Below are 26938 nucleotides of genomic sequence, written 5' to 3'. Positions count from 1 at the left end.
CTTGGCCTCGATCCTGCGATCCGCCGCTGGCCGGGGCATAGCCCGTGGTGAACCGGTGGTAGCACGAAATTCACCTGGGGCCTACGGTGAGGCATGACCGACGAACCCCCCGTCGAGAACACCCGGACGCTGCTGCACTTCATCGACGGGTCGGTGGCGTACGCGGGGCACTACCTGCACGAAGACGTCCATCCCGTGCACACGCACGCCTTCGTGGAGATCGCGGTGGTGACCGGCGGCGAGGGCACCCACCACAGCCTCGCGGGCCGCCAGGAGCTGCGCGTCGGCGACGTGGTGCTGCTGCGGCCCGGCGTCTGGCACGGCTACGAGGACTGTGTGCGGCTCGACCTGTACAACTGCTGCTTCTCCACCGAGCTGATGCAGCGCGAGCTGGCCTGGACCCGGCAGGACCCGCAGCTCGGCCACCTGCTGTGGACAGGGCCGTACGCGGGCCAGCGGCGCGGCATCCTCTACGCCCACCTCGGCGCGGACGCGCTCGCCGCCTGCCTCGAACACCTCGACGGCCTGCAGAAGCTCCGCTCCCAGCCGGCCGGGCCCTACCGGGGCGACATGGTCGGCCGGCTGGTGCTCTTCCTCAGCACGCTCGCGCGCGAGGTCGCCGACTCCGACGACGCGGCCGGCGACGCGGCCGCGATCCACCCGGCGGTGCTCGACGCGATGCGGATGATGGAGGACCGCCCGGCACACCAGTGGACGCTCACCGAGCTCGCCGCCGAGCTGCACCTCGCGCCCGGCTATCTCGTGCGCCTCTTCAAGTCGGCGACCGGGCTGCCGCCGATGGCCTATCTCTCCCGCCACCGTGTGGAGCTGGCCGCCGCCCGGCTCCTCCACACCGACCAGCCCATCAACAAGATCGGCGAATCGGTCGGCTGGCCCGACCAGAACTACTTCGCGCGGCGCTTCAAGTCGCACTACGGGCTGAGCGCGTCGACCTACCGGGCGCGCTTCACCCGTACCGTCAAGCGCTGAAGAGCCGGTCGAGCTGCGCGTCGAGGGCAGCGAGCGCCTGCTCGGGGGTGTATTGGCCGCCGAGCAGGTAGAGGCCCAGGCCCTCCATCAGGGCGAGAAGCGCGGCCGCATCGCCGCTCTTCCCGCCCGGCAGCAGGCTCTCGATGAAGCCCACCATCTGCTGGGTCTCGGAGCGCAGCGCCGTTTGCGGGCGGACGGCCGTGTACGCGAGGAAGGCCAGCGCCACCCGGCCGTCCTCGCGGCTCGGCTCATCGAGCGGCAGCAGCGCCACGACCATCGCCCGCAGCAGGTCCCGCGGCGCCGGGTCGTCGCCGAGCCGGGCCATCGCGGCCTCGACCCGCCGCCGGCTGCGCTCCTGCACCACCGAGAGCGCGAAGGTCATCATCTCGTCCTTGGTGCGGAAGTAGTGCTGCACCATGCCGGCGCTCACGTCGGCGGCCGCCGCCACGTGCCGCAGGCTCACCGCCTCGAGCCCCTGCTCGGCGGCGACCCGCATCAGCGCGTCGGCGATGAGCCGGCGGCGCTCGGCGTGGTCGACCTTCTTGGGCATGTCAGCGATGCTTTCACGCGCTCACGCCGGATCCTTGATCCGGGTCGCGGCCCTCACGAACGCGTCCGGGTCGTCCACATAGATGCGGACCTGGTCCTGGTCCCTGCGGACGATGTCGACGCTCGTCTGACCGGCCATGACGACGTGCATCGCGCCGTCCTCCACCTGCACCGACTTGTTCGACGGCAGCGACCGGTACCGCTTGCGCACCGCCATCACGTCCGCCCACGGGATCGTGAAGTCGACCCTGTTCGCCAGCCGCACCCGGATCCCGTCCTCGCCGACGACGTGCGGATGCCCCTTGAGCCCCCGGCCGAAGCCGATCATCCAGAGCAGCCCCCACACCCCGAGCGCCAGCACGATCCACCGCGCCGGCGCCCACGGCACCACCCGGCTCACGATCAGGTCGAAGATCGGGATCTCGACCGCCGACAGCCCGATGAAGATCCCGAGAATCGGCTTCACCACCCCGTGCGAGCTGAACGCCCGCTCGCCCGCGCGCAGCGGCTCGGGCCGGCCCAGCAGATTGCGCCACATCGCGGCCTCCATCGCGGCCGCCCGCCGAAGCACCGACATGATCATCCCCTCGTCACGGTCCCGGCGCGGCCGTCGACGGTGACGATCTCCCCGGTACGAATCCTCTCGGTCGCCCCCGGCACGCAGATGACGGCCGGAATGCCGTACTCCCGGGCCACCGTCGGCCCGTGCGCCATGACAGCGCCGGTCTCGGTGACCAGCGCCGCCGCCGTCAGGAACAGCGGGGTCCAGCCCGGATCGGTCGTCGCGGTCACCAGCACCTCACCCGGTTCGACGTGCGCCGTCGCGGGATCCCGCACGATCCGCGCCGGCCCGGTCACCCGCCCCGCCGACGCGGCCACACCCCGCAGATCGGCGCCGGGGCCGACCGGCAGCGTCGCCTCCACGTCCGTGCCGTCCGACAGCAGCGCCACGGGCACCACCCGGCGGCGCATCTCCCGACGGTGCACCGCCTTGCGGGCCTCGATCACACGCTTGTCCGGTACGGGCCCGCGCGCGGCCTCGTCGAGCGTCAGGAACATGACGTCCGCCGGGTTGTCGAAGAGCTCCGCCCCGATCCGCAGCAGCTCGCGCCGCATCTGCTGGAGCCGGTAGAGCCCCGCGAACTTGCCCGACTCGCGCAGGCCCGCCAGCTCGCGCGCGCGGCCCAGCAGAAACCCGGCGAGGCGGCTCTTGCGGCGCACGTTCCGCAAGGCGGCCTCGGCAGCCTCGGCGGCCCGCGCGAACCGGCGATCGGGCGCCTGCTCCGGATCCGTCACCCGCAGGTAGTTGCGGATCGCGGCGAACACCGGCGCCGGATCCTCGGCCCACCGCGGCACCCCGATGTCGACCTCGGCGGCGCCGCGGTGGCCGTACCGCTGAAGGAAGCCCGCCAGGCCGATGTCCGGCAGCGTGCCGCTCCGGAAGCGCTCGGCCAGCTCCCGCGGCTCGGTGCCGAGCAGCAGGTCGCGGTGCTCCCCCACGCCCTGGGCGAGGCGCCACAACGCGAGGTCCATCTCGATGGTGACGTTGTGCGGCATGCCGCCGAGCACCGTCCGGATCTCCTCCGGATCGGCTTTGCCCCTGAGCAGGTATTCGGGCACGGCGGAGGCGAGCATGCCCGCCGCGATCGGCCAGACCAGATCGCCCGGCGAGTCGCCGGCGTCCCACTCGTCCAACGCCGGCGGCTCCGCGACACGAATCCGCTCCACGGCGGCGGCCAGCCGCTGTCGGGCGGCCGCCGGACGGGCCAGCGCCCTGGTCACCCCGGCGACCCCTGCCGCCGCCGTGGCGACCTGGTGCTTCGTGCGCTTCTTCGCAGGCGTTGCCGTCGGGGCGAACCGCGGATCGTCCATCACGTGGCGGATCGCTGCCTGCGCCCGGGGACCGAAGTCGACGGCCAGCAGCTTGACCAGGCGCTTGCGAGCCTTCGGATCGCGGACCAGATCGGTCATGTCCCCGTAGAGCCGCCCGCCGATGTCGGTGATCTCCACCTGGAGGCCGAGCGGCCGCAGCATGGCCGCGACCAGCGCCTTCAGCGTCGACATGCCCATCGGGGTGACCGGCTGAAGCATGCCCTGCACATGCCCGAACTCCAGGTAGACGCGCAGGTCCGCGGTCTGCGGCGGCAGCGGGAAGAGGGTGGTGATCGGGCGGGACTGGAGCAGCCAGAGGTCGCCCGCCCTGTCGACGGCCCACTCGATGTCCTGAGGGGCGGCGAAGTGCGCTTGGACGCGCTCGCCGGCGGCCCGCAGCGCGTCTCGCGTCTCCGGGGTCAGGCCGGCGAGCGGGGGCGCGCTCGGACGGTCGCTGAGGACGTAGTGCTCGACCGGGCCGGTGCCGTCGACAACGGTGGCGCTGGGTGCTGCTTCGACGGTCATCTCGGTGCGGCGGCCGGTGAGGGGGTTGGCCGTGAACAGGACGCCGGCGAGGTGGGTGTCGACCATGCGCTGGACGATCACCGCGATCGGGGGTGGGTGCTCTGTCGCCGGAGCGCCAACCCGCCGGTCCCGCCCTCCCAGGGGGAGCCCCCGTCGGTCAGTATGGCGAGAATTTGAGGATCTTGCGGAGACGGCTGTGGATAACCCGGCGCTGTGGACAAAGGACGGGTCGCCGTCCGGCGGCCCCTCAACCGCGGGATCGGCAGAAGCCGGCGCGACGCCGCGGCCGCCGGGACCAGCGTCGGCTGCGGTGCGATCGGGAGCGGCGCCACTGGGGCCAACGCCGGCGCGATCGGAAGCGGCGCCACTGGGGGCAACGCCGGCGCGATCGGGAGCGGCGCCACTGGGACCAACGCCGGCGCGATCAGAAGCGGCGCCACCAAGGGCAAGCCCGGCGCGATCAGGAACATCGGCAACAGGCGGCCCAACGCCGGCGCGATCGGGAGCGGTGCCACCAGCAGCGAGGCCGGCGCGATAGGTGGCGGCGCGGGCGCCTTCGGCGGATCGGCGGCACGTGTCGATGGCGGCCAGCACCGCGTCGACGCCTTCGACGTCGAGAACGGTCTCGTACTGGCCGGCGAAGCTCGCGTCGGAGCCGTCCTCGTCGGGTGCGCTCGACCGGACGGCGACCCGGCCGCCGCCGAGAGCCTCGTAAGCCGCGGCGACATCGGCGCGCGGCACGTCGGACGCCTCGGTGGTCACGCAGAAGCCGGGCGGGACCCGCTCCCCCAGGCTGAGCAGCTCGCCCAGGGCCGCGGCCTTGCCGCCGACCGTGGCGCGCAGCGCGGCCGAGCACTCGTCGAGCCCGATGACCAGCACGGTCGGCACCTCCAGCGGTTGGCAATGCAGCTGTATTGCATCCACCGTAGCCGTTTTCCAATACAACTGCAATGTCAAGGCTTGGTGTCAACGTGTGGTTCACCGCGGCGAAACATTGACTCGGTGCAGGATGCATTTGTACGTTGTGTGCCTCGGTGAATGTGGTGCCGGCCACGGCATCGACGTGCGCTCCGGTGGTGGCGGATCCCTTCGCTTCCGCCACCTCCGGGAACGCCGTGGCCCGACGGCGAGAGCCACCGAGCACGGGAGAGCCGCCGAGCAGCGGCCACGCACAACCACAGAGCGCGCGTGGGCATCCGCACAACACCCGGGTGGAGCAATTTGCGGAGAAACCGGAACCTCGCCGACGTCCGGATCGTCTGATCCGGCATGACTCGTCTCCGCACCACCTTCCTCGCCGCCGCCGCTCCCCTCGCCCTGCTGTGCGCCTGCGCGCAGCCGGACGGCGCCGGCGCCGCGACCGGCAGCGAGAGTCCCGTTGCCAGCGCGCCCACCCAGGGCGAGGGCGCGAACTACTTGGTCGTTCGCACGGAGTCGTCCGGTGGCTTCGTGCCGCCCGACCGCACGGTCGGCGGGCTTCCGGCGGTCAGCGTCTACGCCGACGGCCGGGTCATCACCGACGGGCCCGTTCCCGCGATCTATCCGGGGCCGGCCCTGCCCAACGTGCAGGTCACCCAGATCAGCCCGGAGCAGGTGCAGCAGCTCACCCAGCAGGGTCTCGACGCCGGCGTGCGCAACGGCACCGATTTCGGGCGGCCCAATGTGGCCGACGCGCCGACCACCCGGGTCACCGTGCGCGGGCCGGAGGGCACCCACACCGTCGCGGTCGAGGCGCTCCGCGAGAGCCAGGCCAACGATCCCATGCTCACCAAGCCGCAGCGGGAGGCCCGGAGCAAGCTCGCGTCGTACGTGGACAAGCTCACCGGCATCACCGGCACGACCGTCGCGTACGAGCCGAAGGAGCTCGCCGTCCTCGCCCGGCCGTACACCGAGCAGGGCAACGCCGAGCCGAAGAGCCCGGAGGTCGCCTGGCCCGGGCCCGCGCTGCCCGGCCGCTACCTCAACGAGGCGTTCAAGATCGGCTGCTTGACCGTCACCGGGGACCAGATGGACACGGTGCTCGCCGCGGCGCGCGAGGCCAACGCGATGACCCCGTGGACCGACGGCGGCAAGAAGTACGCCATCACCTTCCGTCCGCTGCTGCCCGACGAGTCGGGCTGCCAGACCTTCGCCATCACCAAGGGGAGCCGATGACGCCGATCGGTGAGCCGATCGAACCCGATCGCGACGAGCGGGAAGAGCAAGGGCCGGGACAGACGACGCCTGTCCCGGCCCGCTCGGCCTGCCGGCCTGGGCTTACTGCACGCCGAGGAGATCCACGACGAAGATGAGGGTCTCGTTCGGCTTGATCACACCGCCCGCGCCGCGCGAGCCGTAGCCCAGGTGCGGCGGGATGGTGAGCTTGCGGCGGCCGCCGACCTTCATGCCGACCACGCCCTGGTCCCAGCCGCCGATGACCTGGCCGCCGCCGAGCGGGAACTCGAACGGCTCGCCACGGTTGTACGACGCGTCGAACTCCCGGCCGGTCGAGTGCGCCACACCCACGTAGTGGACGCTCACGTACTGGCCGGGCTTCGCCTCGGGGCCGTCACCGACGGTGAGGTCCTCGATGACGAGGTCGGCGGGCGGCGCGCCCTCGATCGGGCCGACGTCGGGCTTGTCCATGGGTTCTCCTTCTTGTTCGCGAACCCTGCCACTCAATCACAGGTGCCCGAACGCACCGGCAGTGACGTGCTGAACGACTCACGCCTCATCTGCGTACTCCAGGGACGTGAGGATTCTCCGTCTCGCGGCGTGCGCAGTCGCCGCGGCACTCGTCTGGCCGGCCGCGCCGGCGTCCGCGCACGGCGCGCCCACCACCCCGATCAGCCGCACCGCCGCCTGCGCGAGGGGCGGCGAGGACACCGGCACCGCGGCCTGCGTGGCGGCGCGGAAGGCCAACGGCGGCGGCTTCGGCTCGTTCGACAACCTGCGGATCGCGGACGTGGGCGGGCGCGACCGCGAGGTGGTGCCGGACGGCGAGTTGTGCAGCGGCGGGCTCGACGCCTTCAAGGGCCTGGACCTGCCCCGGGACGACTACCCGGCCACTAAGGTCACCGCGGGTACGACGTTGAGCGTGCGGTACCGGGCGACGATCCCCCACGCCGGACAGTTCCGGATTTTTCTCACGAAGACCGGCTTCGATCCCACCAAGCGGCTCACCTGGGCCGACCTGGGTACCAGGCCCCTGGCCACGATCACCGACCCCCCGCTCGACGACGGTGCCTACGAGATGCGGGTGACGCTCCCGGAGGCACGGACCGGGCGGCACATCCTCTACGTCGTCTGGGAGACGTCGAGCACCCCGGACACGTACTACTCCTGTTCCGACCTGGCATTTGCGGAGCCGGCGAAGCAGGCACCGGCGGTCAGGACAACGACGACACCAAGGCCCGCCCCCAAAGCGATAAAGGCGACCAAAACGACACCGCCGACCACGCCGCCGACTACCGTGAACGAGACGAAAGCGGCGAAGCCGCCGGCGGCCACTCCCGTCGCCGACACCAGCAAAATCACGCTGGGTCATCAGATCATCATCGGTGCGCTCGTCCTCGGCTTCGGGGCGGTGGCGTACGCCGTGGTCGCCGGCATCGTCCGCAAGCGGCGCGAAAACCGTTGAACCACCACGAGAGCCGCCTCGTACTGATGGTCGTCGACACAGCCAGAGGAAGGCCGAGCATGAGTCGAGTTGGCTACGGAGAGGCGTCACACGGTCCCGCGGATCCCGACGCGGAGTGTTCCGACCTGTACGCCTTCGTCAGCCCGGACGCGCCGGAGACCGTGACGATCATCGCGAACTACGGGTTCCTCAACCTGGAGTTCGGCGACGACGTCCTCTACGAGATCCACATCGACTACAACGGCGACGCCCGGCCCGATCTCACGTACCAGTTCCGGTTCCGCACCGAGCTGCGCGACGGCAAGGTGTTCCACTACAACACCGGCCCGATCGAGTCCCTCACGAGCGAGAACTGGAACCGGCGGCAGTTCTACTCGGTGACCAGGGTCGACGCGTACGGCAAGAGCACCGTCCTCGCCACCGGCCTGCCCTGCCCGCCGCGTAACCTGGGCGACGCGACGACCCCCGGGTACGACGCCCTGGCCACCGCCGCGATCGCCGAGCTGCCGGACGGCGAGCGCGTCTTCGCCGGCCAGCGCGCCGACGCGTTCTTCGTCGACCCGGCAGCCGTGTTCGAGCTGGACGGCGCCGGCCACGCGCTCGCGACCGGCCCGGCGACCGTGAACAGCATCGCCATCCAGCTGCCCCACCCGGGCCGGATGATCGGCGTGTGGACGACCGCGAGCCGCCGCGAGCTGCACAGCAACGGCGACGACGTGCTGGTCGGCCCGATGGTGCAGGTCGCCCGGCGCGCCAACCCGCTGTTCGCCGAGCTCTTCGTGCCGGCCGCCGACCGTGCCCGGTGGAACGGCATGCCGCCGTCGGAGGACAAGCGCTTCGCCGACCTGGTCGAGCACCCCGCCCTGGCCAGGCAGCTGCCCACGCTGCACCCCGGTCGCTTCGGGCGGCTCGAGGAGCTGCTCGCCCGGCGCGCCGACCTGGTCGCGATGCTGCTCACCGGCGTGCCGGACGGGCTGGTCGACGGCTTCCGCACGTTCACCGGTGACGTGCAGGCCGACATGCTGCGGCTCGACACCACGGTGCCGCCGTCCGCCGAGGAGAACCCGTTCGGCCTGCTCGGCGGCGACTTCGCCGGCTTCCCGAACGGACGGCGCATCGGCGACGACGTCACCTCGGTCGTGCTGCGCGCCATCGCCGGCGCGACCTTTCCCATGGTCGACGAGACGTACGAGCCGGACGACGCGGCCACCCGAGCGAGCGCCGAGGCCCGGCCGCGCGCGCACGGCGTGATCTTCCCCTACCTCGGCGCGCCGGAGGTTTTGCCGTGACGCCGTCCGGGCAGCAATTAATCGTGCTCAACATCGGTGCCGGTATCGGCGCGCTCGTCATCTACACCCCGGACTGCATGCACGGCCACGACATCGAGGTCAGCCCGGTGGAGGACCCGGCGCTGCGCACGCAGGCCACGGTCCGGGCCCGGTACGTGCGGGGCGGCGTCCGCTACAGCGTCGTCGTCGACTGCCTGCGGCCGGGTCGCTACACGGTCTGGCGCGACCCGGTGACCCCACTCGCGGAGATCGATGTGCCGGGCGACCGGGTCGCCGAGTTCACCTGGCCGGTGACCGCGCTCGCCGCGTGACCTGTTCCGCGGCCGCGGGGGCGGTTTAGGGTGGACGCCATGGTGGGCGCACGACAACCCCGTCCGGTCACCCCGGGCGTGGACAAGCCGGTCCACGTCGCGCTGTCGACGACCGACGTCGACGAGGCGCGGTCGTTCTGCCGCAAGCTGTTCTACGGCCCGCTCCAGGTCAGCCCGACCGGCGACCTGTCCCGGTTCGCGTTCAGCGGCGACGTGGTGATGCTCGGCCCGATCACGGTCGGCGAGATCAGCTACGGCGCCGACATCCACGTCAGCATCGCCGACCTCGAGACGGCGTACCACGTGCTCGCCCCGCTGACCGGCACGCTGCGCTCGCGCCACCGGGGCACGGTGGTGCTGGCCGACCCGACGCGGGCCGCGGTCTTCCGGCCGGTCGGCGACATCGACCTCGACTGGCCGGGCACCTGCCGGCTGCTCAGCGTCAAGGTGGAGCGGGCGGCGCTGGAGCGCGAGCTCGACGCGGCCCTCGACCAGCAGATCGTGTCGCCGCTGCTGCTCGGCGCGAGCTTCGACCTGATCGACGGCCCGGGGCGCACGTGGGCGTCGCTGGTGCGGCTGCTCCTCGCCGAGCTGCGCCACCCGGACGGGCTGGCCGTGCAGCCCCGCATGGCGGCGCGCTGGCGTGACCTGCTGGTCAGCGGCCTGGCGATGACGGTCGAGCATCCGTACGGCGAGGAGCCCGCCGGCATGACGGGGCCCAACCGTCCCCGCACGGTGAAGCGCACGCTCGACGCGATGCACGCCGAGCCCTGGCGGCAGTACACGGCCAACGACCTGGCGGCGATCGCGGGCGTGGGCGTGCGGGTGCTCCAGGAGGCTTTTCGGCAGCACGTGGGCATGTCCCCGCTCACCTACCTGCGCCGGCTGCGGCTCGACGGGGTGCACGCCGAGCTGTCCCGCTCCGACCCGTGGCAGGTGAACGTGTCCGAGGTGGCGTACCGCTGGGGCTTCACCCACCTCGGACGGTTCGCGGGCGCCTACAAGGCCCGGTACGGCGTACCGCCGTCACAGACCCTGCGGGAACGGCGCTGACTAGAGCTCGACCGTCTGGCCCTTGCCGATGACGACGACGCCGTTGTCGGAGACCGTGTAGAGCTTGCGGTCGCGGTCGAGGTCGACGCCGATCTGGGCGCCCTCGGGGATCACCACGTTCTTGTCGATGATCGCGTTGCGGATGATCGCGCGGCGGCCCACCGACACGCCCTCCATCAGCACCGCGCCCTCGACGTGCGCCCACGAGTTGACCCGGACGTTCGGCGAGATCACCGACCGCTCCACCAGGGAGCCGGACACGACCACCCCGGGCGAGATCATCGACTCGATCGCGCGGCCCTGGCGGTCGTCGTAGCCGTGCACGAACTTCGCCGGCGGCCACGACCCGTAGTTCGTGAAGATCGGCCACTCGTGGTTGTAGAGGTTGAAGATCGGCAGCGTGGCGATCAGGTCCATGTGGGCGTCGTAGAACGAGTCGAGCGTCCCCACGTCGCGCCAGTAGCCGCGGTCACGGTCGGTGCTGCCGGGCACCTCGTTCTCGCGGAAGTCGTAGACGTTGGCCTCGCCGCGCTCCACGAGCATGGGGATGATGTTGCCGCCCATGTCGTGCTTGCTGTCGGGGTCCTTCGCGTCCTTGGTGACCGCCTCGCAGAGCGCCTGGGTGGTGAAGACGTAGTTGCCCATCGACGCGTAGATCTCGTCGGGCGCGTCGGGCAGCCCGTCGACCTCGCGGGGCTTCTCGCGGAAGGCCCGGATGCGCTTGCCGTCCTCGGCCACGTCGATGACGCCGAACTGGTCGGACAGCGACTTGGGCTGGCGGATGCCGGCGACGGTGACCGCGGCGCCCGAGGCGATGTGGTCGTTGACCATCTGCTTCGGGTCCATGCGGTAGATGTGGTCGGCGCCGAAGACGATGACGTAGTCGGGCTTCTCGTCGTTGATCAGGTTGAGGCTCTGGTAGATCGCGTCGGCGGAGCCGGCGAACCAGCGCGGGCCCAGGCGCTGTTGGGCGGGCACCGGCGTGACGTAGTTGCCGAGCAGCGTCGACATGCGCCACGTCTTGGAGATGTGGCGGTCGAGCGAGTGCGACTTGTACTGCGTCAGGACGACGATCTTGAGATAGCCGCCGTTCGCGAGGTTCGACAGCACGAAGTCGATCATCCGGTAGATCCCGCCGAACGGGACGCCGGGCTTGGCCCGGTCCGCCGTCAGGGGCATCAGGCGCTTGCCCTCACCACCGGCCAGAACGATTGCAAGGACCTTGACAGCCATGGAAGGACGCTAACTTTCCGCCAGCCCGAACGCCAGCCGAAGAGGGCAACTCGCCGTGATCGTCCCGGCGGGACGGCCAGGATACCTGATCTTGAGCGTTCCGGGGTAGGGAGTACTAGGCTGCGGGGGTGCTTCGAGTCGACCTGATCTCGCGTGAATATCCGCCGGAGGTGTACGGCGGAGCCGGCGTGCACCTGGAATATCTGACCCGGGATCTGCGGGCCCTCGCCGACGTGCGGGTGCACTGCTTCGGCGCCCCGCGCACCGAGCCGGGCGTGACCGCCTACCCCGAGCCCGCCGAGCTCGCCGGCGCCAACGCGGCGCTGCGGACCATGGGGGTCGACCTCGAGATCGCCGCCGGCACCGAGGGCACCGACCTCGTGCACAGCCACACCTGGTATGCGAATTTCGCCGGCCACACCAGCAAGCTGCTGCACGGCGTGCCGCACGTGGTCACCACGCACAGCCTGGAGCCGCTGCGCCCGTGGAAGGCCGAGCAGCTCGGCGGCGGCTACGCGCTGTCGTCGTTCTGCGAGCGGGTCGGCATCGAGAACGCCGACGCGATCATCGCGGTCTCCGGCGGCATGCGGCGCGACGTCCTCACCGCGTACCCCTCGGTCGACCCCGACAAGGTGCACGTCGTCTACAACGGCATCGACACCGCGATCTACCAGCCCGACACCGGCACCGACGTGATCGAGCGGCTCGGCATCGACCTGAGCCGCCCCAGCGTGGTCTTCGTCGGCCGCATCACCCGGCAGAAGGGCCTGCCGTACCTGCTGCGTGCCTGCCGCAGCCTGCCGCCCGAGACCCAGATCGTGCTGCTCGCCGGCGCCCCCGACACCAAGGAGATCGCCGTCGAGGTCGAGGCGCTGGCGAGCGAGCTGCGCGCCGCCCGCGACGAGAAGGGCGTCATCTGGGTGCAGGAGATGCTGCCCAAGCACGAGGTGGTGCAGGTGCTCACGCACGGCACGGTCTTCGTCTGCCCCTCGATCTACGAGCCGATGGGCATCGTCAACCTCGAGGCGATGGCCTGCGAGACCGCGGTGGTGGCCACCGCCACCGGCGGCATCCCCGAGGTGGTCCGCGACGGCGAGACCGGCATCCTGGTGCCGATCGAGCAGGTCGAGGACGGCACGGGCACGCCGATCGACCCCGAGCAGTTCGTCGCCGACCTCGCGACCGCGATGACTCAGCTGATCGAGGACCCCGAGCGGGCCCGGCAGATGGGCCTCGCCGGCCGGCGGCGCGCGGTGGAGCACTTCAGCTGGTCGCACATCGCCGAGGAGACCCTCAAGGTCTACCGCTCAGTTCTTCGATGACGGCCCGGGCGGCCGCCCGGCCGCTGAGCCAGGCGGTCTGCACGCGGGGCCGCCCGAAGGCGTCGCCGCAGAGGTAGACGTTCTTGTGCCGCGCGTAGCCGTCCCGTCCGGTGCGCGGCTGCGCGTACGGCCAGCGGAACAACTCGGCCGTGGGCTCGTCGGCGATGCCGAGCAGGTCGCCGACGGCCCGGGCGAGCGCCGCCTCACCCCCGTACGGATGCTCCCGGTAGTAATGCGGCGTCGAGTGGGCCACCAGGACCGGGGCGAGGTCGCCGCGACGGTCGCCGTCGTCGCAGACCGTGGCCAGCACCGGGTGGTCGTTGACGAAGGCGCCGTGGAAGTCGGGCCAGGCCCGCCGCGGGTAGGTGAGGACGGCCGTCAGCACGGGTGACCAGGACTGCTCCCGCGCCTCGGGCAGGTCGGCGATGCGCAGCGCCTCGGGTCCCGGCATCGCGAGCACCACCGCGTCCGCCTCGGGCAGCTCGGTCACCTCCGCGCCGAGCGTGACGTCGAGCCCGTCCGCGAGGTCCTTGGCGAGGCTGCGCAGGCCACCGGGCGCCGACCAGCGCATCGGCGCCTCGCCGCGCTGGCCGCGGAACGTGTCCGTCCACGGATGAGCGAGCCCGGCGATGCGCCACGACTGGAGGCGGCCCTGGAAGGAGGGGTCGTCGGCGGTGACGTACGCGGCGCCGACGTCGACCGGGCGGTCACCACGCCGTTCACTCGCCAGGCGTCCGCCCACCACGTTGGCACGTTCCAGGACGCGCGTGGGCACACCCGCTCCGACCAGCTCACGAGCACACGCCAGCCCGGCTATGCCGGCTCCCACCACCACGACCGTCACACCCGAGAACTCTACGTGCGGCACACTGGTCCCCATGCTCCGCGTCCGCCGCCCACCCGTACGACTGACCCTGATCCTCACCGCGGTCGTCATCGCGACCTCGGTCCTGGGCCTGGGACTGCTGAGAGCGGCGACTTATTCCGCGCCCGCCGCCTACTCCGCGCCCGTCTTTCCCACACCCTCCGGCACTGCCGCCGCCTCCAGCGCGGGCCTGTGCGGGACGGTGCCGACGAGGGCCACTCGGGAGCTGCGCGGCATGTGGCTCACCACCGTCATCAACATCGACTTCCCGAGCCGGCCGGGGCTGCCCGAGGCGCAGGTCAAAGCGGAGTACCAGGGCTGGCTCGACCTCGCCGTGGCCCAGCGGCACAACGCGATCTTCGTGCACGTGCGGCCGTCGGGCGACGCGTTCTGGCCCTCGGCGTACGCGCCCTGGTCCGAGTGGCTCACCGGCAAGCGCGACGGGAAGTCACCGGGCTGGGACCCGATGGCGTACATGGTCGACGAGGCCCACAAGCGCAACCTCGAGTTCCACGCGTGGTTCAACCCGTACCGAGGCACCCAGCCGGCGCCGTCCGGGCCCGGCGCCGACTTCCGCAAGCTCGCCCCCAACCACCCGCTGATCCAGCACAGCGAGTGGGCCCTGGCCTACCCCCAGGGCAAGGCCGCGCGGCTCTACTTCGACCCGGGCATTCCCGAGGCGCGCAAGTTCGTCGAGGACTCGATGCTCGAGGCGGTCGAGAAGTACGACGTGGACGGCGTGCACTTCGACGACTTCTTCTACCCCTACCCGGTGGCGGGCCAGGACTTCCCCGACGGCGCGAGCTACGCCAAGTACGGCGGCGGCAAGTCCCGGGCCGACTGGCGGCGCGAGAACGTCAACACGCTGGTCCGCGAGATGGACGCGCGGATCAAGGAGCTCAAGCCCTGGGTGAAGTTCGGCATCAGCCCGTTCGGCATCTGGCGCAACAGCGCCAGCGACCCGGCCGGCTCCGACTCCAAGGGCCTCGAGGCGTACGACGCCATCTACGCCGACACGCGCAAGTGGGTGCGCGAGGGCTGGCTCGACTACATCGTGCCGCAGCTCTACTGGTACGCCGGCTTCGGCAAGGCCGACTACGCCAAGCTGCTCCCGTGGTGGTCGGCGCTGGTCAAGGGCACCGGCGTGCAGCTCTACGTGGGGCAGGCCGACTACCGCGTCGGCGAGGAGGGCCGATGGAGCGACCCGGCCGAGCTCGACCGGCAGCTCGCCCTCAACGAGAGGTACGGCGTGCAGGGCCAGGTGCACTACAGCGCCAAGCAGGTCCGGGCCGACCGGCTCGGCGCGGTGACGCGTTACCGCGACAAGCACTACGCGGCGCCCGCCCTCGTCCCGGTGATGAAGCAGCTCCCGGCCGCTCCCCCGCCCGCGCCGCGGCTGATCGCCGGCACGCGCGGCGACGACGGTGCCGTGCGCTTCGAGGCGTCGAGCTCGGCCACCGGCTGGGCCCTCTACCGGGTGGACGGCAAGACGGCCGACCTGGTCGCCACCGGCCGCGGCGGCACCGAGGTCACCGACCCCGCGCCGCCGCCCGGAGCGGCCACCTACTGCCTGTCGGCGCTGGACAGGTCGGGCAACGAGGGCCCGGCCAGCGCGCCGATCGCCGTCTCGGCGTAGTCCCACAGCCGGTCCGCGGCGGCCGGGTCGACCGACCAGGCGGCCACGCCCATCAGCGGCTCCGGCCCGCCCGCGACCACCTCGGCGATCTGGTTGTCCTCGTCGAGGTAGGCCCCGGAGACGCCCGCGAGCAGCGGCGAGGCGGCGAGCAGCACCTCGCCGGCGGCGCCCTGTTCCGGGGTCTTGAAGCCGTCGGCGTGGATCAGGTTGCCGTCGTCGTCCATGGCGCCCATCGCCCGCATGGTCGCCGCGTCGATGTGCCGCTGGAGCCGTGTGTGGACGCGGCCCGGGGTCATCGCGTTCGCCGTGATGCCGCGCCGGCTCAGCGCCACCGCGAGCAGCACCTCGGCCGCCTTCGACTGGCTGTACGCCACCCACGGGTCGTACGGGCGCCGCTCGAAGTGCGGATCGTCGAAGTCCACGCCGGCGCGCAGCTGCGCGCCGGAGCTGACCAGCACGATCCGGGCGTCCGCGGTGAAGTGCCCGGCGAGCCCTCGGATCAGCGCGAAGTGCCCGAGGAAGTTCGTCGCGAGCTGCAATTCCCACCCGTTGGCGGCGGTACGGCGCTCCGGCACGGCCATGATGCCCGCGTTGGCGATGAGCGCGTCGATCTGGCCGGTCCAGTTCCGCACGTACGCGGACACGGACTCCAGATCGGCGAGGTCGAGCTCGCGGCGCGACGGCGTGACCACCTCGGCGCCCGCGTCCCGCAGGGCCTTCGCCGCCGCCTCGCCGAGCCCCGACGTGCCGCCGGTGATCAGGACGCGCTTGCCGGTCAGGTCGACGCCGGCGAGCACCTCGGCGGCCGTGCCGGCGGCGCTGAACGGGATCGTGATGTCTGTCATGCTCCCAGTCTCGGCCCGGGCGGCTGGACGATGAATAGTTCAGAGTCCAGGATAGTTTCGTGAGCATCCAAACCGCGGACCCTCTCGAGGACGTGCTCGCCCTCGTCGGCACCACGAGTCACCTCTCTGTCGGCCTGGCCGCCGGCGGTCCCTGGGCGCTCGCCTTCGACCCGCCGCCCGCCGTGAAGTTCAACGCCGTACGGCGGGGAGCATGCTTCTTGATGGTCGACGGCGAGCAGATCCCGCTGGCCGCCGGCGACTGCTTCCTGCTCACCCGCCCGCGGGCGTTCGTCCTCGCCAGCTCCCCGGACCTCCCGCCCGAGCCGGCCCACCCGGTCTTCGCCGCCGCCGTCGACGGCGTCGCCCGCGTCGGCACCGCCGACGAGGTCTTCATCCTGGGCGGCCGCTTCGGCTTCGGCGAACGCGCCGAGGACCTGCTGCTCGACGCCCTGCCACCCGTCGTGCACGTGCCCGGCGCCTCCCCCGCCGCCGCCACCGTCCGCTGGGCCCTCGACCAGATCGACGCCGAACTGCGCGACCACCCGCCCGCCGCCGGCCTGGTCGCCGACCACCTGGCCCAGGTGATGCTGATCCACCTGCTCCGCCTGCACCTGCGCGACCACACCCCCACCGGCTGGCTGGCCGGCCTCGCCGACCCCGTGGTCGCCCCCGCCCTGCGCGCCCTGCACGCCCGCCCCGCTCACCAGTGGACCGTCGCCGAACTCGCGGCCGTCTCGGCGGTCTCCCGCTCCACCCTGGCCGCCCGCTTCAAACGGACCGTCGGCCAGGGCCCCCTCGACTACCTGACCCACTGGCGCATCGAACTCGCCTCCGCCCGGCTGCGCCGCTCCGACGGCACCCTGGCCGCCATCGCCCACCAGGTCGGGTACGGCTCGGAGAGCGCCCTGAGCACCGCCTTCAAACGTGTGACCGGCCAGACGCCCCGCGCCTACCGGAGCCGCTACTAGTGCGGGCGCTCCTCTACCTGGACGTCGACGGCGTCCTGCTACCGTTCGGCCCGCGCGCCCTCTCCCCCGCCGACCCGGCGAACCCGCTGCTGGGCCGGCTGAACCCCGCCGACGGTCCGGCGCTGCTCGCGCTGTCGTGCCGGCTCGTCTGGGCCACCACCTGGCTCGCCGAGGCCAACGACGTGATCGCCCCGCGCCTCGGCCTGCCCACGCTGCCGGTCCTCGACCCGCCGGCCGCGTCCCGCCCGCCCCTGCACGGCCTGCACTGCAAGACGGCCCCGATCACCGCCCACGCCGCCGGCCGCCCGTTCATCTGGCTCGACGACGAGATCACCGAGACCGACCGCTGGTGGATCGAGAACCAGCATCCCGGCCGCGCCCTGCCGCACCGCGTCGACCCCCGCACCGGCCTGACACCGGCCGACTTCGCGGCCGTCCACTCCTGGCTCAGGGCGTGAGGTGCCGCGTGTCGCCGAGAGCCACGACCTGGCGGTTGTGGAAGTAGTCGTCCTCCCGCAGCGTCGTGATGCTGCCCGAGGGCGCGCGCAGATTGACGTAGCCCAGCGACTCCACCGGCATCTTGATCCACGCCGCGACGACGAAGGTCAGCGCGAACCCGTGGGTGACCACGACGACGTGCTCGCCGGGCTGCCGCAGGATGTCGTCCATCGCCGCGTAGACGCGCTCCGCGAAGGCCGCCTTGGTCTCCGCTCCGTCGACGCCCTCGTGGTGGTTCATGCGGTCGCCCACCGCCGGCGGCGGCACGAACCTCGCGTCGAGCCACGCCTGCGGCCGACCCTCGGCGACGCCGTACGACTTCTCCCGCAGCCGCCGATCGAAGGCCGGCGCGGCGCCCAGCACCCGGCCGGCCTCGGCGGCGGTCTCCCGTGCCCGCCGCAGATCGGAGGAGAAGAGCGCGGCCCGCGAGCCGGCGGGGACGACCTCACGCAGAGCTCCCGCGATGGCGGTGGCGGCCCGCCGGCCCGCGGGCGTCAGCGGCGAGTCGTGCCAGCCGCCGACGACGTTCTCCAGGTGGTGGGCGGCCTCGGGATGGGCGACGACATAAACGGTGCGCACAGCCGCACACCATAGGCGGTGCCATGCCAGGTCGCGGCTTCACGGCCGAGCGCTACGACGAGGCCCTGCGCCGCGTCGACGCCCGCACTTGCACGACCGGCGAGGTCGCGGAACGGGCGGCCCTGACCGGCCTGGTGGCCGCGCTCGGGGCCGGCGGCGTCGACCGACCCGCGCGCGGCTCTCCCTCCGGCGCGAAGGTCTCGGCCAGCGACGGGTCGCCGAACAGCGTGATCACCACGATGCCGTCCTCGGCGACCGTCAGGACGGCCACGCCGTACGGCTCGCCGCGGAACCACGCCACCGCGGCGGGCTGGCCGTTGGCCTCGGCCGGCGCCATCCGCCACTCCCCCGGCACGCCCATCGACGGTGTGGCGAAGGCCAGGCACGCCTCCCGGCCGGTGTACGAGACGGGCGCGCCGACCGGGTCGATGGCCGCGTCCGCGCGCAGCACCTCGCGGAACGCGCCCGGGTCGGACGCCTCCCACGCCGCCATGTAGGCGGCCAGCAGCTCGCGAGCCCGCGGCGACGAGGCGTCCAGCACGTCGTCGCGGGCCGGGGCCACCTCGGCGAGCCGGGCCCTGGCGCGTTGCAGGGCGCTCTTCACGGCCGGCACCGACATGCCCAGCACGTCGCCGGTCTCGGCCGCCGACAGGGTCAGCACCTCGCGCAACAGCAGGACGGCACGCTGCCTGGGCGCGAGGTGCCGCAGCCCGGCCACGAACGCGAGCCGTACGCTCTCCCGCTCGGTCACCACGTCGAGCGGGTCGGCGGGGAACGGCTCGAACCGCGGCGGCAGCGCGCGCCGTTCCCGGTCCTCGATGACGTTCAGGCTGACGTTCGTGGCGATCCGGTAGAGCCACGTCCGCACCGACGACCGCCGCTCGAAGCTGCCCCACCCCCGCAGCGCGCGCACGTACGTCTCCTGCACGACGTCCTCCGCCTCGTGAAAGGCCCCGAGCATCCGGTACGCGTGGGCGAGCAACCCGCGGCGCTCCGCCTCGAACGCCTCGGTCAGAGCCCCAGCTTCGGGCGCACCCATGCGGCCAGCCTCCCGATCGCCTCGTCGGCCACCGGTGCGCGCCCGGCGGCCATCTGGAACGTGTGCTGCTGTCCCTCGAAGACGTCGAGCCGGGCACCGGTCAGCTTCGCCAGCCGTTCGCTGTCACCCCGGCCGCTCTCGTCGCCGCCGCACTGCACGTAGACCGGCGGCAGCCCGGACAGGTCGGCGTGGAAGGCGTTGACCTCCGGCGCCAGGCCGCTCATCCCGTCGGGCAGGTACTGCTCGATGAGCGCGCGCACCATCGGGCGGGTGAAGAACGGGTCGGTGCCGGCGCTCACCTCGTACGAGATCGAGGTCTGCTCAGGGTCCATGTCGATCCACGGCGACAGCAGCGCCAGCGCGGCCACGCGCGGCTCGCGCAGGGCGACCTGCACGGCCAGGCCACCGCCGGACGAGTCGCCGGCCAGTGCCACCCTCCGGGAATGGTCCAGGGCCCAGCGGTACGCCGTGAGCGCGTCCTCGATCTGCGCCGGGAACCGGAACTCGGGGGTGTGCCGGTACGTGGCGAGCAGGACCCGCACGCCGGCCGCCTTCGCGAGGTGCCCGTACATCTTGCGATGGGTGTAGAGCGACCCGCCCACGAAGCCGCCACCGTGCAGCGCGACGATCACCGCGCCGTCGGCGGCGCCGTGCGGGACGAGCCACATCGCCGGCACACCGGCCGCCGACACCTCCAGATAGTCCACGCCGCGCGGCTCGGCGGTCACATCGCCCCACTGGTCGTCCTGCCCCATGTCGCCGGCGGCCCAGCGGGCGTACATCTCTCGTATCGCGTCCATGTGAGTGCAGACAGCGGAGGCGCCCGAAAGGAATCGGTGCGTCACGGGGAACAGGGTTTTCCGGCGGTGACCGGGCCGATGGCGAAGGTGGGGCCGGCCGGGGTGAGCGTGCCGTAGAGGCAGGCGGAGCCGGTGGACGCCGCGAACGACGGGGACGCGACGACGATCTGCGTGAGGCCGGCCGAGCGCAGCGCCGCGCCGAGGTCGGGCCGTTCGCTGCCGGCCGCTTCGAGCAGCGAGAACTGGATGCGCAGCGCGTGGACGCACGCCTCGGCGCCGGGGACGGCTGCCTCCGGCACCACGCCGCGCCGGGCGGTCGGGGGGTTCTGCTGGGCCAGCGCCCGGCGTGCGCGCTCCCGCGCGTCGTTCAGGTCGAAGGAGGCGGACGGGTCCACCGTGGGGCGTGGCAGGGCGCCCCGCGCGCAGGTCGCCTCATCACGCCGCGGCGGGGGCAGCGGCATTGCGGACGCGGGCATCGCGGACCGCGGGACGGCGCCGGCGGATGGAGCCCGCATCTCTCCGGTGACGGTGACGGTGACGGCGCTCGCCGGCGTGGAGCCGGGCCGGCCGGTTCCCGGGGCGGCGCATCCGGCCAGCGCCATCATCATCGCCGCTGCCGCCGCCCAGCGGCTCGCCTGCATCTGCACCCGCGCCATGCCGCCTCGCCCGTCAGCACCCGTGTGCCCCATCTGCGCGACCGTAGCCGACATCGACAGAATCCGCTGTCATGGCGGGCGCACCGCGCGCCTCGGGTGGCGGCGGACGGTGGACAGAACGTTCGTTCTGCCTGTCGGCACGCCGGAGCAGAGGCGCCCCAGAGGTGGACAGAACGTTCGTTCTGCCTCCCCGCACACCGGAGCAGAGGCGCGCCCAGAGGTGGACAGAACGTTCGTTCTGCGAAATGCGGCGGCGGACGCGTCAGCCACACGGTCGGGTGACTGTGTTTCGAGTGGGCGCCGCGGCGTTCGAAGATGGCGTGGGTGGGCCGGCGACTCCGGAGGGAAACGTGCTGTCCGAAAGAACCCTGGCTGCCGAGATCTCGGCTGTGGCGACGCTCGCGGCGGGGCCCGAGGAGCGTGCTCGGGCGCTGCTGGAGCCGGTGCGCAGGCTGATGGCGTTCGACGCGGCGGCGGTCACGCTGTTCGATCCGGTGGGGCGGCGGCAGGTGACGCTGGCTCGGGAGGGCTATCCCGAGAAGATGCGGCAGTACATGCGCGGGGTCGAGTTCGCGGTGGATCTGGAGACCGTGGGGCTGCGGCGCAACGCGCTGCCGGTGCGGGTGGAGGATGTGCCCGTACCGCCGGAGACCGTGCCGGTGTGGCGCGACTATCTGCTGCCGGCGGGGTTCGGGGACGGGTTCGGGGTGGGTCTGTTCACCTCGGACGGGCGGTTCCTCGGGTCGCTGATCGCGAACAGCGAGTCGGCCCCGCTGTCGGACGAGAACCGCATGGTGCTGCACCGGCTGGTGCCGCTGATCGCGCACGCGGTCGACCCGCTGCGCACGGTGTCGGCGTTGGCGGAGGTGGTGGCCGACGCTGTGGCGGGGCGGGTGCTCACGCGTGCGGGAGAGACGCTGGAGTTGGCCGGCCTGCCGGGCCACCGGCTGCTGACCCCGGACTCGCCGACGACGCGGGCGGCCCTCGCCGTGCTTGCGGAGGGGCAGGTGAGCGGGTCGTTCCTGTGCCCGGACGGTGACCGGGTGGTCCGGGTGACCGCGCTCGCGTGCCCGCCGCAACCGCCGGGGCACCTGCGCGCCGTACTGCTGATCTCGCCGCCGCCGGGCACCGGCCTCACCCGGCGTGAGTTGCAGGTGCTGGGGCTGCTGATCGAGGGGTACACGAACGCGGGCATCGCCGAGGCGCTCTACGTGACCGTGCGGACGGCCGTCACGCACATCGAGCACGTCATGGCCAAGCTGGGCGTCACGTCCCGCACGGTCGCGGCGACCCGGGCGCTGCGGGCCGGGCTCTACATTCCGGCATCGGTATTTCTTCCGATACGCAAGGCCGGGGCGGTCCCGCAGGCTGGCGTTCATGGGAATGCTGGTCACGAGCGTCCGCAAGGGTGACGCCACTGTCCGGATCACTGTCATGGGCGAGCTGGACGCCGCCACGGCTCCTCGCCTGCGGGCCGAGGCCGCCAAGGCGATCACCGGCGGGGTGCGCACGGCCGAGCTCGACCTCGCGGGGGTGACGTTCCTGGGCGTGCCCGGCGTCCGCGAGATCATGAGCCTGCGGGAGAGCACTCAGGTGGTGCTGGTTCACAAGAGCAACGTGGTCGACTGGGTGATCCGCTGCGTCTGCCCGGAGCTGGTCGTCACTCTGTGAGGGCGAGGCGCACCCGCTTGGCGTGCGCGGCGGCTCGGCGACGCGTCGGGGCGCGATTCCGTTTACGTGCGTGAGGAAGCACTCTCTGTTCACCGGGAATCTTCCGGTACGGCGCCGAGGGGTCGTAACGTGGCGCGGTGACATCTGTGAAGCAGGAGCGGGTCGACAAGGTCGTCCGACGGGTCAGCGGCGCCGAGCGCACCTTCGCGGCGCGGCACACCGCGTACGCCGCGCCCATCCGCGCCTCTCTCGGCAAGCTGCGCGACGAGCTCGAGCGCGCCCACGACAAGTGCGACCTGGCCGGCGAGCGCGAGTGGGCCACCTACATGGCCTCGCTCGACCAGGGCCTCGCCGAGCTCGACGTCGAGGTCGGCCGCGCCGCCGAGGGCCGCGACACGCGCAGCGTCGAGCAGGTGCTCGCCCATCACACGTCCGCCCTCGCCGAGGCCGGCTGGCGCCTCCAGTTCAGCCTCGGCAAGAGCTAGATGTGGCCGTACGGGACTCAGATCCTCTACCGCTACGGCCGTGACGGGCGCGCGGGCTTCGTCCGCACCGGCCGGGTGATCGCCGACGACGGCGACGGCCTGGCGCTCTGGATCGGCCCCGGCTCACCCCAGATCGAGTCCGTCCCGGTCGACGGGCGTCCCCTGCGCGACCGGCCCGTCCGCGAGCGCTTCGAGGTCGAACGCGTCCGCGAGCGCACCACCTGGCGCGGCCCCGGCATCGTGCAGTTCGCCCCGGCGCGCGGCGACTGGTCGGTCTGGTGGTTCTTCACCGGCGAGGGCGACTTCGAGGGCTGGTACGTCAACCTCGAGTCGCCGCGCGTGCGGTGGGCGGGCGGGGTCGACAGCAGCGACCGCGCCCTCGACGTGGTGATCACCCCGGATCGCGTGGCGCGCTGGAAGGACGAGGACGAGTTCGCCGAGCTGACCGGCCGCCCGGGGCGCTGGCCGGCGTCGCAGGCCGCCGGGATCCACCGCACGGGCGAGGAGCTGATCGCGCGCGCGGCCGCCGGCGAGCCGCCGTTCGACGGGCGCTTCACCTCGTACCGCCCCGACCCCGCCTGGCAGCCGGTGAGCCTGCCGGGCGACTGGGACCGGCCGCACCTCGCCGGTCCCTGAGCCGGCCCGCTCGGTCAGACGGTGCGCAGGGCCTCGGTGGGTGAGAGCCGCGCCGCTCGCAGCGCCGGGTAGAGGCCGGCGCATCCCCCGATCACCACGGCCGTGGCGAGGCCGGCCCCGACGGCGGTCGCCGGCACCAGGACCGGCCAGCCTCGGGCGGTGGCCATCGCGGAGGTGACCGCGGCGCCCAGCAGCACCCCGGCCGCGCCGCCGGCCGCGCCGAGCACCAGGGACTCCAGCAGGAACTGGGCCGCGACGTGGTGCCGGGTGGCGCCCAGGGCGCGGCGCAGGCCGATCTCGGTGCGCCGCTCGAGCACCGAGACGACCAGCACGTTGGCGATGCCGATGCCGCCCACGAGCAGCGCGACCGCGCCGAGGCCGAGCAGCAGGACGGTGGTGCCGCTGGCGACGGCGAGCCGGGCGGTGAGCGCCTCCGACGGCCGGCTCACCGCGGCCTCCTCGGGATGAGCGGGGTTGGCGGCCCGCCCGATGAGCCCGGCCACCTCGTCGGTGCGGTCGGTCCGTGCCCGTACGAAGATCCTCGTGGGGTTGCCCTGATAGCCGAAGTCGGCGGTCGCCGCCGGGGCGCCGATCAGCGCGGCCGCGTCCAGCTCGGGCGCCAGCTCCATCGGCGCCATCAGGCCCACCACCGCGTACCATCGCTCGCCCAGATAGACGCGCGGACGGTCGGCGACGTCCCGGATGCCCAAGACCGTGGCCGCGTAGTGGCCGAGCACCACCGCCGGGTAGCGGGCCAGCGCCGCGTCGAGGAACCGTCCGTGCGTCATGGTGCCGTCCAACGTGGACAACAGGGCGGGATCGGCGACCCGGACGGACAGGCCGCCGGTCCGGCCGCTGGGGATCCGGTCGGTGCGATAGACGCGGACGTCGAGGGTCGCGGTCGCCGCCGCGGAGAGGACCCCGTCGGTACGGGCCACCGCGGCACCCGCCGTGACCGGCAACTCGGCCTCGGCGCCGCGCAGCGTCTTGCCGTTGGCCACCGTGAGCAGGTTGGTGCCGAGCCGGTCGATGCGCGACAGCACGTCGGCGTGGCTGGACCGGGTCACCCCGAGCACCGCCACCATCGCGGCGACGCCGATCGCCACCCCCAGGATGGACAGCGCCGCCCGGCCGGGCCGGGAGCGCAGGCCGACGGTGCCGACCGGCACCAGGTCCGCGGCGCGCAGGCGGGACCTCACGACGGCCTCCCGGTGTCCCGGACGACCACGCCGTCGCGCAGCTCGACGCGCCGCCGCATGGCCGCGGCGACCCGTTCGTCGTGCGTGATCACCACGATGGTGACCCCGCCGGCGTTGAGCTCGCGCAGCAGCGCCACGACGCCCTCGCCGCTCGCCGAGTCCAGGTTGCCGGTGGGCTCGTCGGCCAGCACCACGGCCGGCCGGCCGGCCAGCGCGCGGGCGATCGCCACCCGCTGCCGCTCGCCGCCGGAGAGATGGGCGGCGCGGAAGTCCGCGCGCCCGCTCAGCCCGACGCGTTCCAGGGCGGCGCGGGCGGCCACCCGGCGCTGCTCGGCCGGCACCCCGCGATAGAGCAGCCCGGTCGCCACGTTCTCCAGCGCGCTCAGCCGTTCCATCAGGACGAACTGCTGAAAGACCACGCCGAGGCGGTACGCGCGCACGGCGGACAGACGGCGGTCGCCCAGCTTCTCCACCGGCTCACCGGCGATGCGCACCGACCCGCCGGTGGGCCGGTCCAGGCCGGCGGCGACGTGGAGCAGCGTGGTCTTGCCGGAGCCGGACGGTCCCGCGACCGCGACCAGGTCCCCGGCGTCGACGGTGAAGGTGACGCCGCGCAGCGACTCCACCGGCGGCGTGCCGGGATAGACCTTACGGACGTCGGCGAGCTCGAGCACCGCGGTCATGACGCCGGCACCTCCACGGTCTGGCCGGCGGTCAGTCCCCGGACGATCTCGACCTGGCCGCTGCCGTCGTCGAAGGCGCCCGGCTCGACCGGCACCGGCACACCGCCGGCGAGCCGGACCTGGTAGCCGCCGCCCGGCCGGGCGAGCAGGGCCGCGACGGGCACGAGCAGCACGCCGGGCCGGCTGTCGGTGACGATGTCGACCGTCACCGGCGCCTGGTCGAGCCCGTAGCCGCGGGGCAGGCGGACGGCGACGGTGACGGCCACCGTGGCGGGGCCCTCGGAGGGTGCCGCGGCCACATCGCCCACCGAGGTGACCCGCCCGGGCACCGGGCCGCCGCCGGGGAGCGAGACCTCGACCCGGTCGCCGGCCCGCACGGCGCCCCGGTCGGCGGTCTCGAGCTGGGCGACGACGGCCGGGGTGGTGGAGGTGCCGGTGAGCACGGTCGCGTCGGGCCCGGCCGTCGCGCCGGGGCGCACCGGCGATCCGGTGACCCGCAGCGGGGTGGGCAGGAAGACGACCTGGGCCTGGGTGAGCCGTCCGGTGCGGCGGTACGCGGGCCGGCCCCACGATCTCTCCCACCGCCGGATCGCCGCGGCCGTCGCGGCGCCGAAGTGCCGGTCCACGGTGATCCGCCGATCGGGATCGAAGCCCATCGCGACCAGGTTCTGCTCGAGCTGGCGGACGTCGGGGCCGTCGCTCATCCCGTACCGGAAGTCGCGATAGGCCGGCACGGCGCCCAGCAGCAGGCGCACCGGCACGTCGGCCACCCGGTAGAGGATGCCGCCGCGGCCGACGCGCTCGCCGGGCCCCGGCACCGCGGTGAGCACGCCGGGCGCGCCGCGATGACCGACGGCGTACGAGCCGGCGTACCCGAGCATGCCTCCGATCTGGAGGCGCCGGCTCAGCGTGCCGCGCACCACCTCGGCGGTGCCGGTGGCCACCTCGGCCACCGGGGCCTCCGGCTCGTCACGGGACGCGTACGCCACCCCGGCGGCGAGCGGTGCGACGGCCACGATCGCGAGCGCGGCGCCGGTCACCCGCCTCACTTCTTCACCTCGTTGCCACCGGTGATCCGGACGTCGCCGTCCCAGACGGTCCGGCAGGCCTCCGACACGTGGTTGATCTTGTCGCCGGGCACGCCGTTCGCCAACGGGGTGCCGCCGAGATCGAACTCGCCCTGGGCGTTCGGGTCGGGGAAGCCGGGCAGACCGTTGCGCCGGGCGCACTCGGCGAACTCGGCGAGCTTGCGCAGGTCGTCGGCGGAGAACTGCTGACGCGGGCGGAAGGCGTTCGCCGGATACCGGTCCTCGATCGCCTTGCACGCCTCGATGATCGCGGGACGGGTGCGCAGGTCGTCCTTCCAGTTGTAGCCGTCCTGCGGCGGGAACTGCAGATAGCCCTCGGGGGTGAGGTCCGCGTCGGGCATCCGGGTCAGGCCCTTGTCGCGCAGGCACTGCACCCATTCCTGGCCCAGAGCCAGCAGCTCCTGCCGGCCGGCGGAGGCCGACGGCGAAGGGCTTGCGGGGTCGCCCGAGTCGCATCCGGACAGGACGGCCCCGAGCAGTACGGTGATCAGCACAGTGGACGTCGTTTTTGTCATGGCTCCACGGTG

General features: G+C 72.9%; 29 protein-coding genes. 14 read left to right on the top strand and 15 right to left on the bottom strand.

What is annotated here, in order from left to right; genetic code table 11:
- Positions 1-93 precede the first annotated feature (93 nt).
- Positions 94-990 (top strand): helix-turn-helix transcriptional regulator, encoded by an 897-nt coding sequence (locus Ade02nite_RS18275; RefSeq protein WP_203764467.1) that lies wholly within the window; start codon positions 94-96, stop codon positions 988-990.
- Here Ade02nite_RS18275 and Ade02nite_RS18270 read toward each other — a convergent pair.
- The 3 genes from Ade02nite_RS18270 to Ade02nite_RS18260 are packed head-to-tail and all read right to left on the bottom strand — an operon-like array spanning position 980 to position 4815.
- Complete coding sequence (locus Ade02nite_RS18270; RefSeq protein ID WP_203764464.1) at positions 980-1540, bottom strand: TetR/AcrR family transcriptional regulator; 561 nt, start codon at positions 1538-1540, stop codon at positions 980-982. The two genes, Ade02nite_RS18275 and Ade02nite_RS18270, sit on opposite strands and share 11 nt — an antisense overlap.
- 21 nt (positions 1541-1561) lie before the next feature.
- Positions 1562-2116, bottom strand: a complete 555-nt coding sequence (locus Ade02nite_RS18265; RefSeq protein WP_203764461.1) for a hypothetical protein — start codon at positions 2114-2116, stop codon at positions 1562-1564.
- A gap of 2 nt (positions 2117-2118) precedes the next feature.
- Positions 2119-4815: a PEP/pyruvate-binding domain-containing protein gene (locus tag Ade02nite_RS18260; RefSeq protein WP_239168853.1), complete on the bottom strand. Its 2697-nt coding sequence runs from the start codon at positions 4813-4815 to the stop codon at positions 2119-2121.
- Positions 4816-5205: 390 nt separating this feature from the next.
- Between Ade02nite_RS18260 and Ade02nite_RS18250 the strand changes: the two genes are divergently transcribed.
- A complete protein-coding gene (locus Ade02nite_RS18250) occupies positions 5206-6090 on the top strand; it encodes a hypothetical protein (RefSeq protein ID WP_203764458.1) in 885 nt (294 codons plus the stop codon).
- A 102-nt stretch (positions 6091-6192) separates the two neighbouring features.
- Here the strand turns inward: Ade02nite_RS18250 and Ade02nite_RS18245 are convergent, their stop codons facing one another.
- The gene (locus Ade02nite_RS18245) at positions 6193-6561 is read right to left on the bottom strand and encodes an FKBP-type peptidyl-prolyl cis-trans isomerase (RefSeq protein ID WP_203764454.1); all 369 of its coding nucleotides are present in this window, start codon (positions 6559-6561) and stop codon (positions 6193-6195) included.
- A 106-nt stretch (positions 6562-6667) separates the two neighbouring features.
- On the opposite strand from Ade02nite_RS18245, the gene Ade02nite_RS18240 reads away from it, so the two are divergent.
- From Ade02nite_RS18240 to Ade02nite_RS18225, 4 genes are read left to right on the top strand one after another with little or no spacing between them, the layout of a single operon-like run.
- Positions 6668-7555: a lytic polysaccharide monooxygenase gene (locus tag Ade02nite_RS18240; RefSeq protein ID WP_203764441.1), complete on the top strand. Its 888-nt coding sequence runs from the start codon at positions 6668-6670 to the stop codon at positions 7553-7555.
- Positions 7556-7614: 59 nt separating this feature from the next.
- Positions 7615-8844, top strand: a complete 1230-nt coding sequence (locus Ade02nite_RS18235) for a DUF4331 domain-containing protein (protein WP_203764439.1) — start codon at positions 7615-7617, stop codon at positions 8842-8844.
- Complete coding sequence (locus Ade02nite_RS18230) at positions 8841-9155, top strand: phospholipase (RefSeq protein ID WP_203764437.1); 315 nt, start codon at positions 8841-8843, stop codon at positions 9153-9155. Before Ade02nite_RS18235 ends, Ade02nite_RS18230 begins: the two co-directional genes overlap by 4 nt.
- Positions 9156-9194: 39 nt before the next feature.
- Positions 9195-10208, top strand: coding sequence for an AraC family transcriptional regulator (locus tag Ade02nite_RS18225; RefSeq protein ID WP_203764435.1), 1014 nt, complete (start codon positions 9195-9197; stop codon positions 10206-10208).
- Here the strand turns inward: Ade02nite_RS18225 and glgC are convergent, their stop codons facing one another.
- A complete protein-coding gene (glgC, locus tag Ade02nite_RS18220; protein ID WP_203764433.1) occupies positions 10209-11441 on the bottom strand; it encodes a glucose-1-phosphate adenylyltransferase in 1233 nt (410 codons plus the stop codon). It abuts the gene before it with no gap.
- A 128-nt stretch (positions 11442-11569) separates the two neighbouring features.
- Between glgC and glgA the strand changes: the two genes are divergently transcribed.
- Complete coding sequence (gene glgA, locus Ade02nite_RS18215; protein ID WP_203764430.1) at positions 11570-12763, top strand: glycogen synthase; 1194 nt, start codon at positions 11570-11572, stop codon at positions 12761-12763.
- Here glgA and Ade02nite_RS18210 read toward each other — a convergent pair.
- Positions 12735-13607, bottom strand: coding sequence for an NAD(P)/FAD-dependent oxidoreductase (locus Ade02nite_RS18210; protein ID WP_239168852.1), 873 nt, complete (start codon positions 13605-13607; stop codon positions 12735-12737). The two genes, glgA and Ade02nite_RS18210, sit on opposite strands and share 29 nt — an antisense overlap.
- Before the next feature lie 34 nt (positions 13608-13641).
- Here Ade02nite_RS18210 and Ade02nite_RS18205 point away from each other — a divergent pair, with 34 nt between their 5' ends.
- On the top strand, positions 13642-15264 hold the full coding sequence (locus Ade02nite_RS18205) for a glycoside hydrolase family 10-like protein (RefSeq protein WP_203764402.1): 1623 nt from the start codon (positions 13642-13644) through the stop codon (positions 15262-15264).
- Here the strand turns inward: Ade02nite_RS18205 and Ade02nite_RS18200 are convergent.
- Positions 15192-16109 carry an SDR family NAD(P)-dependent oxidoreductase gene (locus Ade02nite_RS18200; RefSeq protein WP_203764400.1) on the bottom strand — a complete coding sequence of 306 codons (918 nt, stop codon included), beginning with the start codon at positions 16107-16109 and terminating at the stop codon, positions 15192-15194. The two genes, Ade02nite_RS18205 and Ade02nite_RS18200, sit on opposite strands and share 73 nt — an antisense overlap.
- 65 nt (positions 16110-16174) lie before the next feature.
- Here Ade02nite_RS18200 and Ade02nite_RS18195 point away from each other — a divergent pair, with 65 nt between their 5' ends.
- Positions 16175-17077, top strand: a complete 903-nt coding sequence (locus tag Ade02nite_RS18195; protein ID WP_438870989.1) for an AraC family transcriptional regulator — start codon at positions 16175-16177, stop codon at positions 17075-17077.
- A complete protein-coding gene (locus Ade02nite_RS18190; RefSeq protein ID WP_203764386.1) occupies positions 17077-17535 on the top strand; it encodes an HAD domain-containing protein in 459 nt (152 codons plus the stop codon). Before Ade02nite_RS18195 ends, Ade02nite_RS18190 begins: the two co-directional genes overlap by 1 nt.
- Here the strand turns inward: Ade02nite_RS18190 and Ade02nite_RS18185 are convergent.
- Genes Ade02nite_RS18185 through Ade02nite_RS18170 form a run of 4 tightly spaced genes read right to left on the bottom strand, consistent with a single transcriptional unit; the run spans position 17525 to position 20682 of the window.
- The gene (locus Ade02nite_RS18185) at positions 17525-18154 is read right to left on the bottom strand and encodes a histidine phosphatase family protein (protein WP_203764379.1); all 630 of its coding nucleotides are present in this window, start codon (positions 18152-18154) and stop codon (positions 17525-17527) included. The genes Ade02nite_RS18190 and Ade02nite_RS18185 overlap by 11 nt on opposite strands.
- Positions 18155-18206: 52 nt before the next feature.
- Positions 18207-19193, bottom strand: coding sequence for a sigma-70 family RNA polymerase sigma factor (locus tag Ade02nite_RS18180; protein WP_203764377.1), 987 nt, complete (start codon positions 19191-19193; stop codon positions 18207-18209).
- On the bottom strand, positions 19166-19993 hold the full coding sequence (locus Ade02nite_RS18175) for an alpha/beta hydrolase (RefSeq protein ID WP_203764374.1): 828 nt from the start codon (positions 19991-19993) through the stop codon (positions 19166-19168). Before Ade02nite_RS18175 ends, Ade02nite_RS18180 begins: the two co-directional genes overlap by 28 nt.
- Positions 19994-20034: 41 nt before the next feature.
- Positions 20035-20682 (bottom strand): hypothetical protein, encoded by a 648-nt coding sequence (locus Ade02nite_RS18170; RefSeq protein ID WP_203764372.1) that lies wholly within the window; start codon positions 20680-20682, stop codon positions 20035-20037.
- Positions 20683-20999: 317 nt separating this feature from the next.
- Here Ade02nite_RS18170 and Ade02nite_RS18165 point away from each other — a divergent pair, with 317 nt between their 5' ends.
- The 4 genes from Ade02nite_RS18165 to Ade02nite_RS18150 all read left to right on the top strand — a co-directional run bounded on the left by Ade02nite_RS18165 (position 21000) and on the right by Ade02nite_RS18150 (position 23441).
- Positions 21000-22061 carry a helix-turn-helix transcriptional regulator gene (locus Ade02nite_RS18165; RefSeq protein WP_203764370.1) on the top strand — a complete coding sequence of 354 codons (1062 nt, stop codon included), beginning with the start codon at positions 21000-21002 and terminating at the stop codon, positions 22059-22061.
- A complete protein-coding gene (locus Ade02nite_RS18160; RefSeq protein WP_203764367.1) occupies positions 22027-22320 on the top strand; it encodes an STAS domain-containing protein in 294 nt (97 codons plus the stop codon). The genes Ade02nite_RS18165 and Ade02nite_RS18160 overlap by 35 nt, the downstream gene beginning before the upstream one ends.
- A 137-nt stretch (positions 22321-22457) precedes the next feature.
- Entirely contained in the window at positions 22458-22805 is a 348-nt protein-coding gene (locus Ade02nite_RS18155) for a hypothetical protein (protein ID WP_203764365.1), read from the top strand.
- Positions 22806-23441 (top strand): ribonuclease FAU-1 family protein, encoded by a 636-nt coding sequence (locus Ade02nite_RS18150; protein WP_203764362.1) that lies wholly within the window; start codon positions 22806-22808, stop codon positions 23439-23441.
- A 14-nt stretch (positions 23442-23455) separates the two neighbouring features.
- On the opposite strand, the gene Ade02nite_RS18145 is transcribed toward Ade02nite_RS18150, so the two are convergent.
- Genes Ade02nite_RS18145 through Ade02nite_RS18130 form a run of 4 tightly spaced genes read right to left on the bottom strand, consistent with a single transcriptional unit; the run spans position 23456 to position 26926 of the window.
- Positions 23456-24640 (bottom strand): ABC transporter permease, encoded by a 1185-nt coding sequence (locus tag Ade02nite_RS18145; protein WP_203764359.1) that lies wholly within the window; start codon positions 24638-24640, stop codon positions 23456-23458.
- Positions 24637-25323: an ABC transporter ATP-binding protein gene (locus Ade02nite_RS18140; RefSeq protein ID WP_203764356.1), complete on the bottom strand. Its 687-nt coding sequence runs from the start codon at positions 25321-25323 to the stop codon at positions 24637-24639. The genes Ade02nite_RS18145 and Ade02nite_RS18140 overlap by 4 nt, the downstream gene beginning before the upstream one ends.
- Positions 25320-26372, bottom strand: coding sequence for a peptidoglycan-binding protein (locus Ade02nite_RS18135; protein ID WP_203764353.1), 1053 nt, complete (start codon positions 26370-26372; stop codon positions 25320-25322). The genes Ade02nite_RS18140 and Ade02nite_RS18135 overlap by 4 nt, the downstream gene beginning before the upstream one ends.
- Positions 26369-26926, bottom strand: coding sequence for a hypothetical protein (locus Ade02nite_RS18130; RefSeq protein ID WP_203764344.1), 558 nt, complete (start codon positions 26924-26926; stop codon positions 26369-26371). Before Ade02nite_RS18130 ends, Ade02nite_RS18135 begins: the two co-directional genes overlap by 4 nt.
- Positions 26927-26938: the final 12 nt, after the last annotated feature.

The organism is Paractinoplanes deccanensis (assembly GCF_016862115.1).
Lineage (GTDB): Bacteria > Actinomycetota > Actinomycetes > Mycobacteriales > Micromonosporaceae > Actinoplanes > Actinoplanes deccanensis.
Note: the sequence above shows the minus strand (reverse complement) of the source record. Positions and strands in the feature narration are given on the sequence as shown.

Coding starts and splice junctions, on each gene's coding strand:
- Ade02nite_RS18170 (WP_203764372.1), bottom strand. CDS start 20,682: ATGGGGCACACGGGTGCTGACGGGCGAGGCGGCATGGCGCGGGTGCAG.
- Ade02nite_RS18160 (WP_203764367.1), top strand. CDS start 22,027: ATGGGAATGCTGGTCACGAGCGTCCGCAAGGGTGACGCCACTGTCCGG.
- Ade02nite_RS18270 (WP_203764464.1), bottom strand. CDS start 1,540: ATGCCCAAGAAGGTCGACCACGCCGAGCGCCGCCGGCTCATCGCCGAC.
- Ade02nite_RS18235 (WP_203764439.1), top strand. CDS start 7,615: ATGAGTCGAGTTGGCTACGGAGAGGCGTCACACGGTCCCGCGGATCCC.
- Ade02nite_RS18180 (WP_203764377.1), bottom strand. CDS start 19,193: ATGGGTGCGCCCGAAGCTGGGGCTCTGACCGAGGCGTTCGAGGCGGAG.
- Ade02nite_RS18140 (WP_203764356.1), bottom strand. CDS start 25,323: ATGACCGCGGTGCTCGAGCTCGCCGACGTCCGTAAGGTCTATCCCGGC.
- Ade02nite_RS18130 (WP_203764344.1), bottom strand. CDS start 26,926: ATGACAAAAACGACGTCCACTGTGCTGATCACCGTACTGCTCGGGGCC.
- Ade02nite_RS18245 (WP_203764454.1), bottom strand. CDS start 6,561: ATGGACAAGCCCGACGTCGGCCCGATCGAGGGCGCGCCGCCCGCCGAC.
- Ade02nite_RS18275 (WP_203764467.1), top strand. CDS start 94: ATGACCGACGAACCCCCCGTCGAGAACACCCGGACGCTGCTGCACTTC.
- Ade02nite_RS18265 (WP_203764461.1), bottom strand. CDS start 2,116: ATGTCGGTGCTTCGGCGGGCGGCCGCGATGGAGGCCGCGATGTGGCGC.
- Ade02nite_RS18225 (WP_203764435.1), top strand. CDS start 9,195: ATGGTGGGCGCACGACAACCCCGTCCGGTCACCCCGGGCGTGGACAAG.
- Ade02nite_RS18200 (WP_203764400.1), bottom strand. CDS start 16,109: ATGACAGACATCACGATCCCGTTCAGCGCCGCCGGCACGGCCGCCGAG.
- Ade02nite_RS18250 (WP_203764458.1), top strand. CDS start 5,206: ATGACTCGTCTCCGCACCACCTTCCTCGCCGCCGCCGCTCCCCTCGCC.
- glgC (WP_203764433.1), bottom strand. CDS start 11,441: ATGGCTGTCAAGGTCCTTGCAATCGTTCTGGCCGGTGGTGAGGGCAAG.
- Ade02nite_RS18175 (WP_203764374.1), bottom strand. CDS start 19,993: ATGGACGCGATACGAGAGATGTACGCCCGCTGGGCCGCCGGCGACATG.
- Ade02nite_RS18205 (WP_203764402.1), top strand. CDS start 13,642: ATGCTCCGCGTCCGCCGCCCACCCGTACGACTGACCCTGATCCTCACC.
- Ade02nite_RS18150 (WP_203764362.1), top strand. CDS start 22,806: ATGTGGCCGTACGGGACTCAGATCCTCTACCGCTACGGCCGTGACGGG.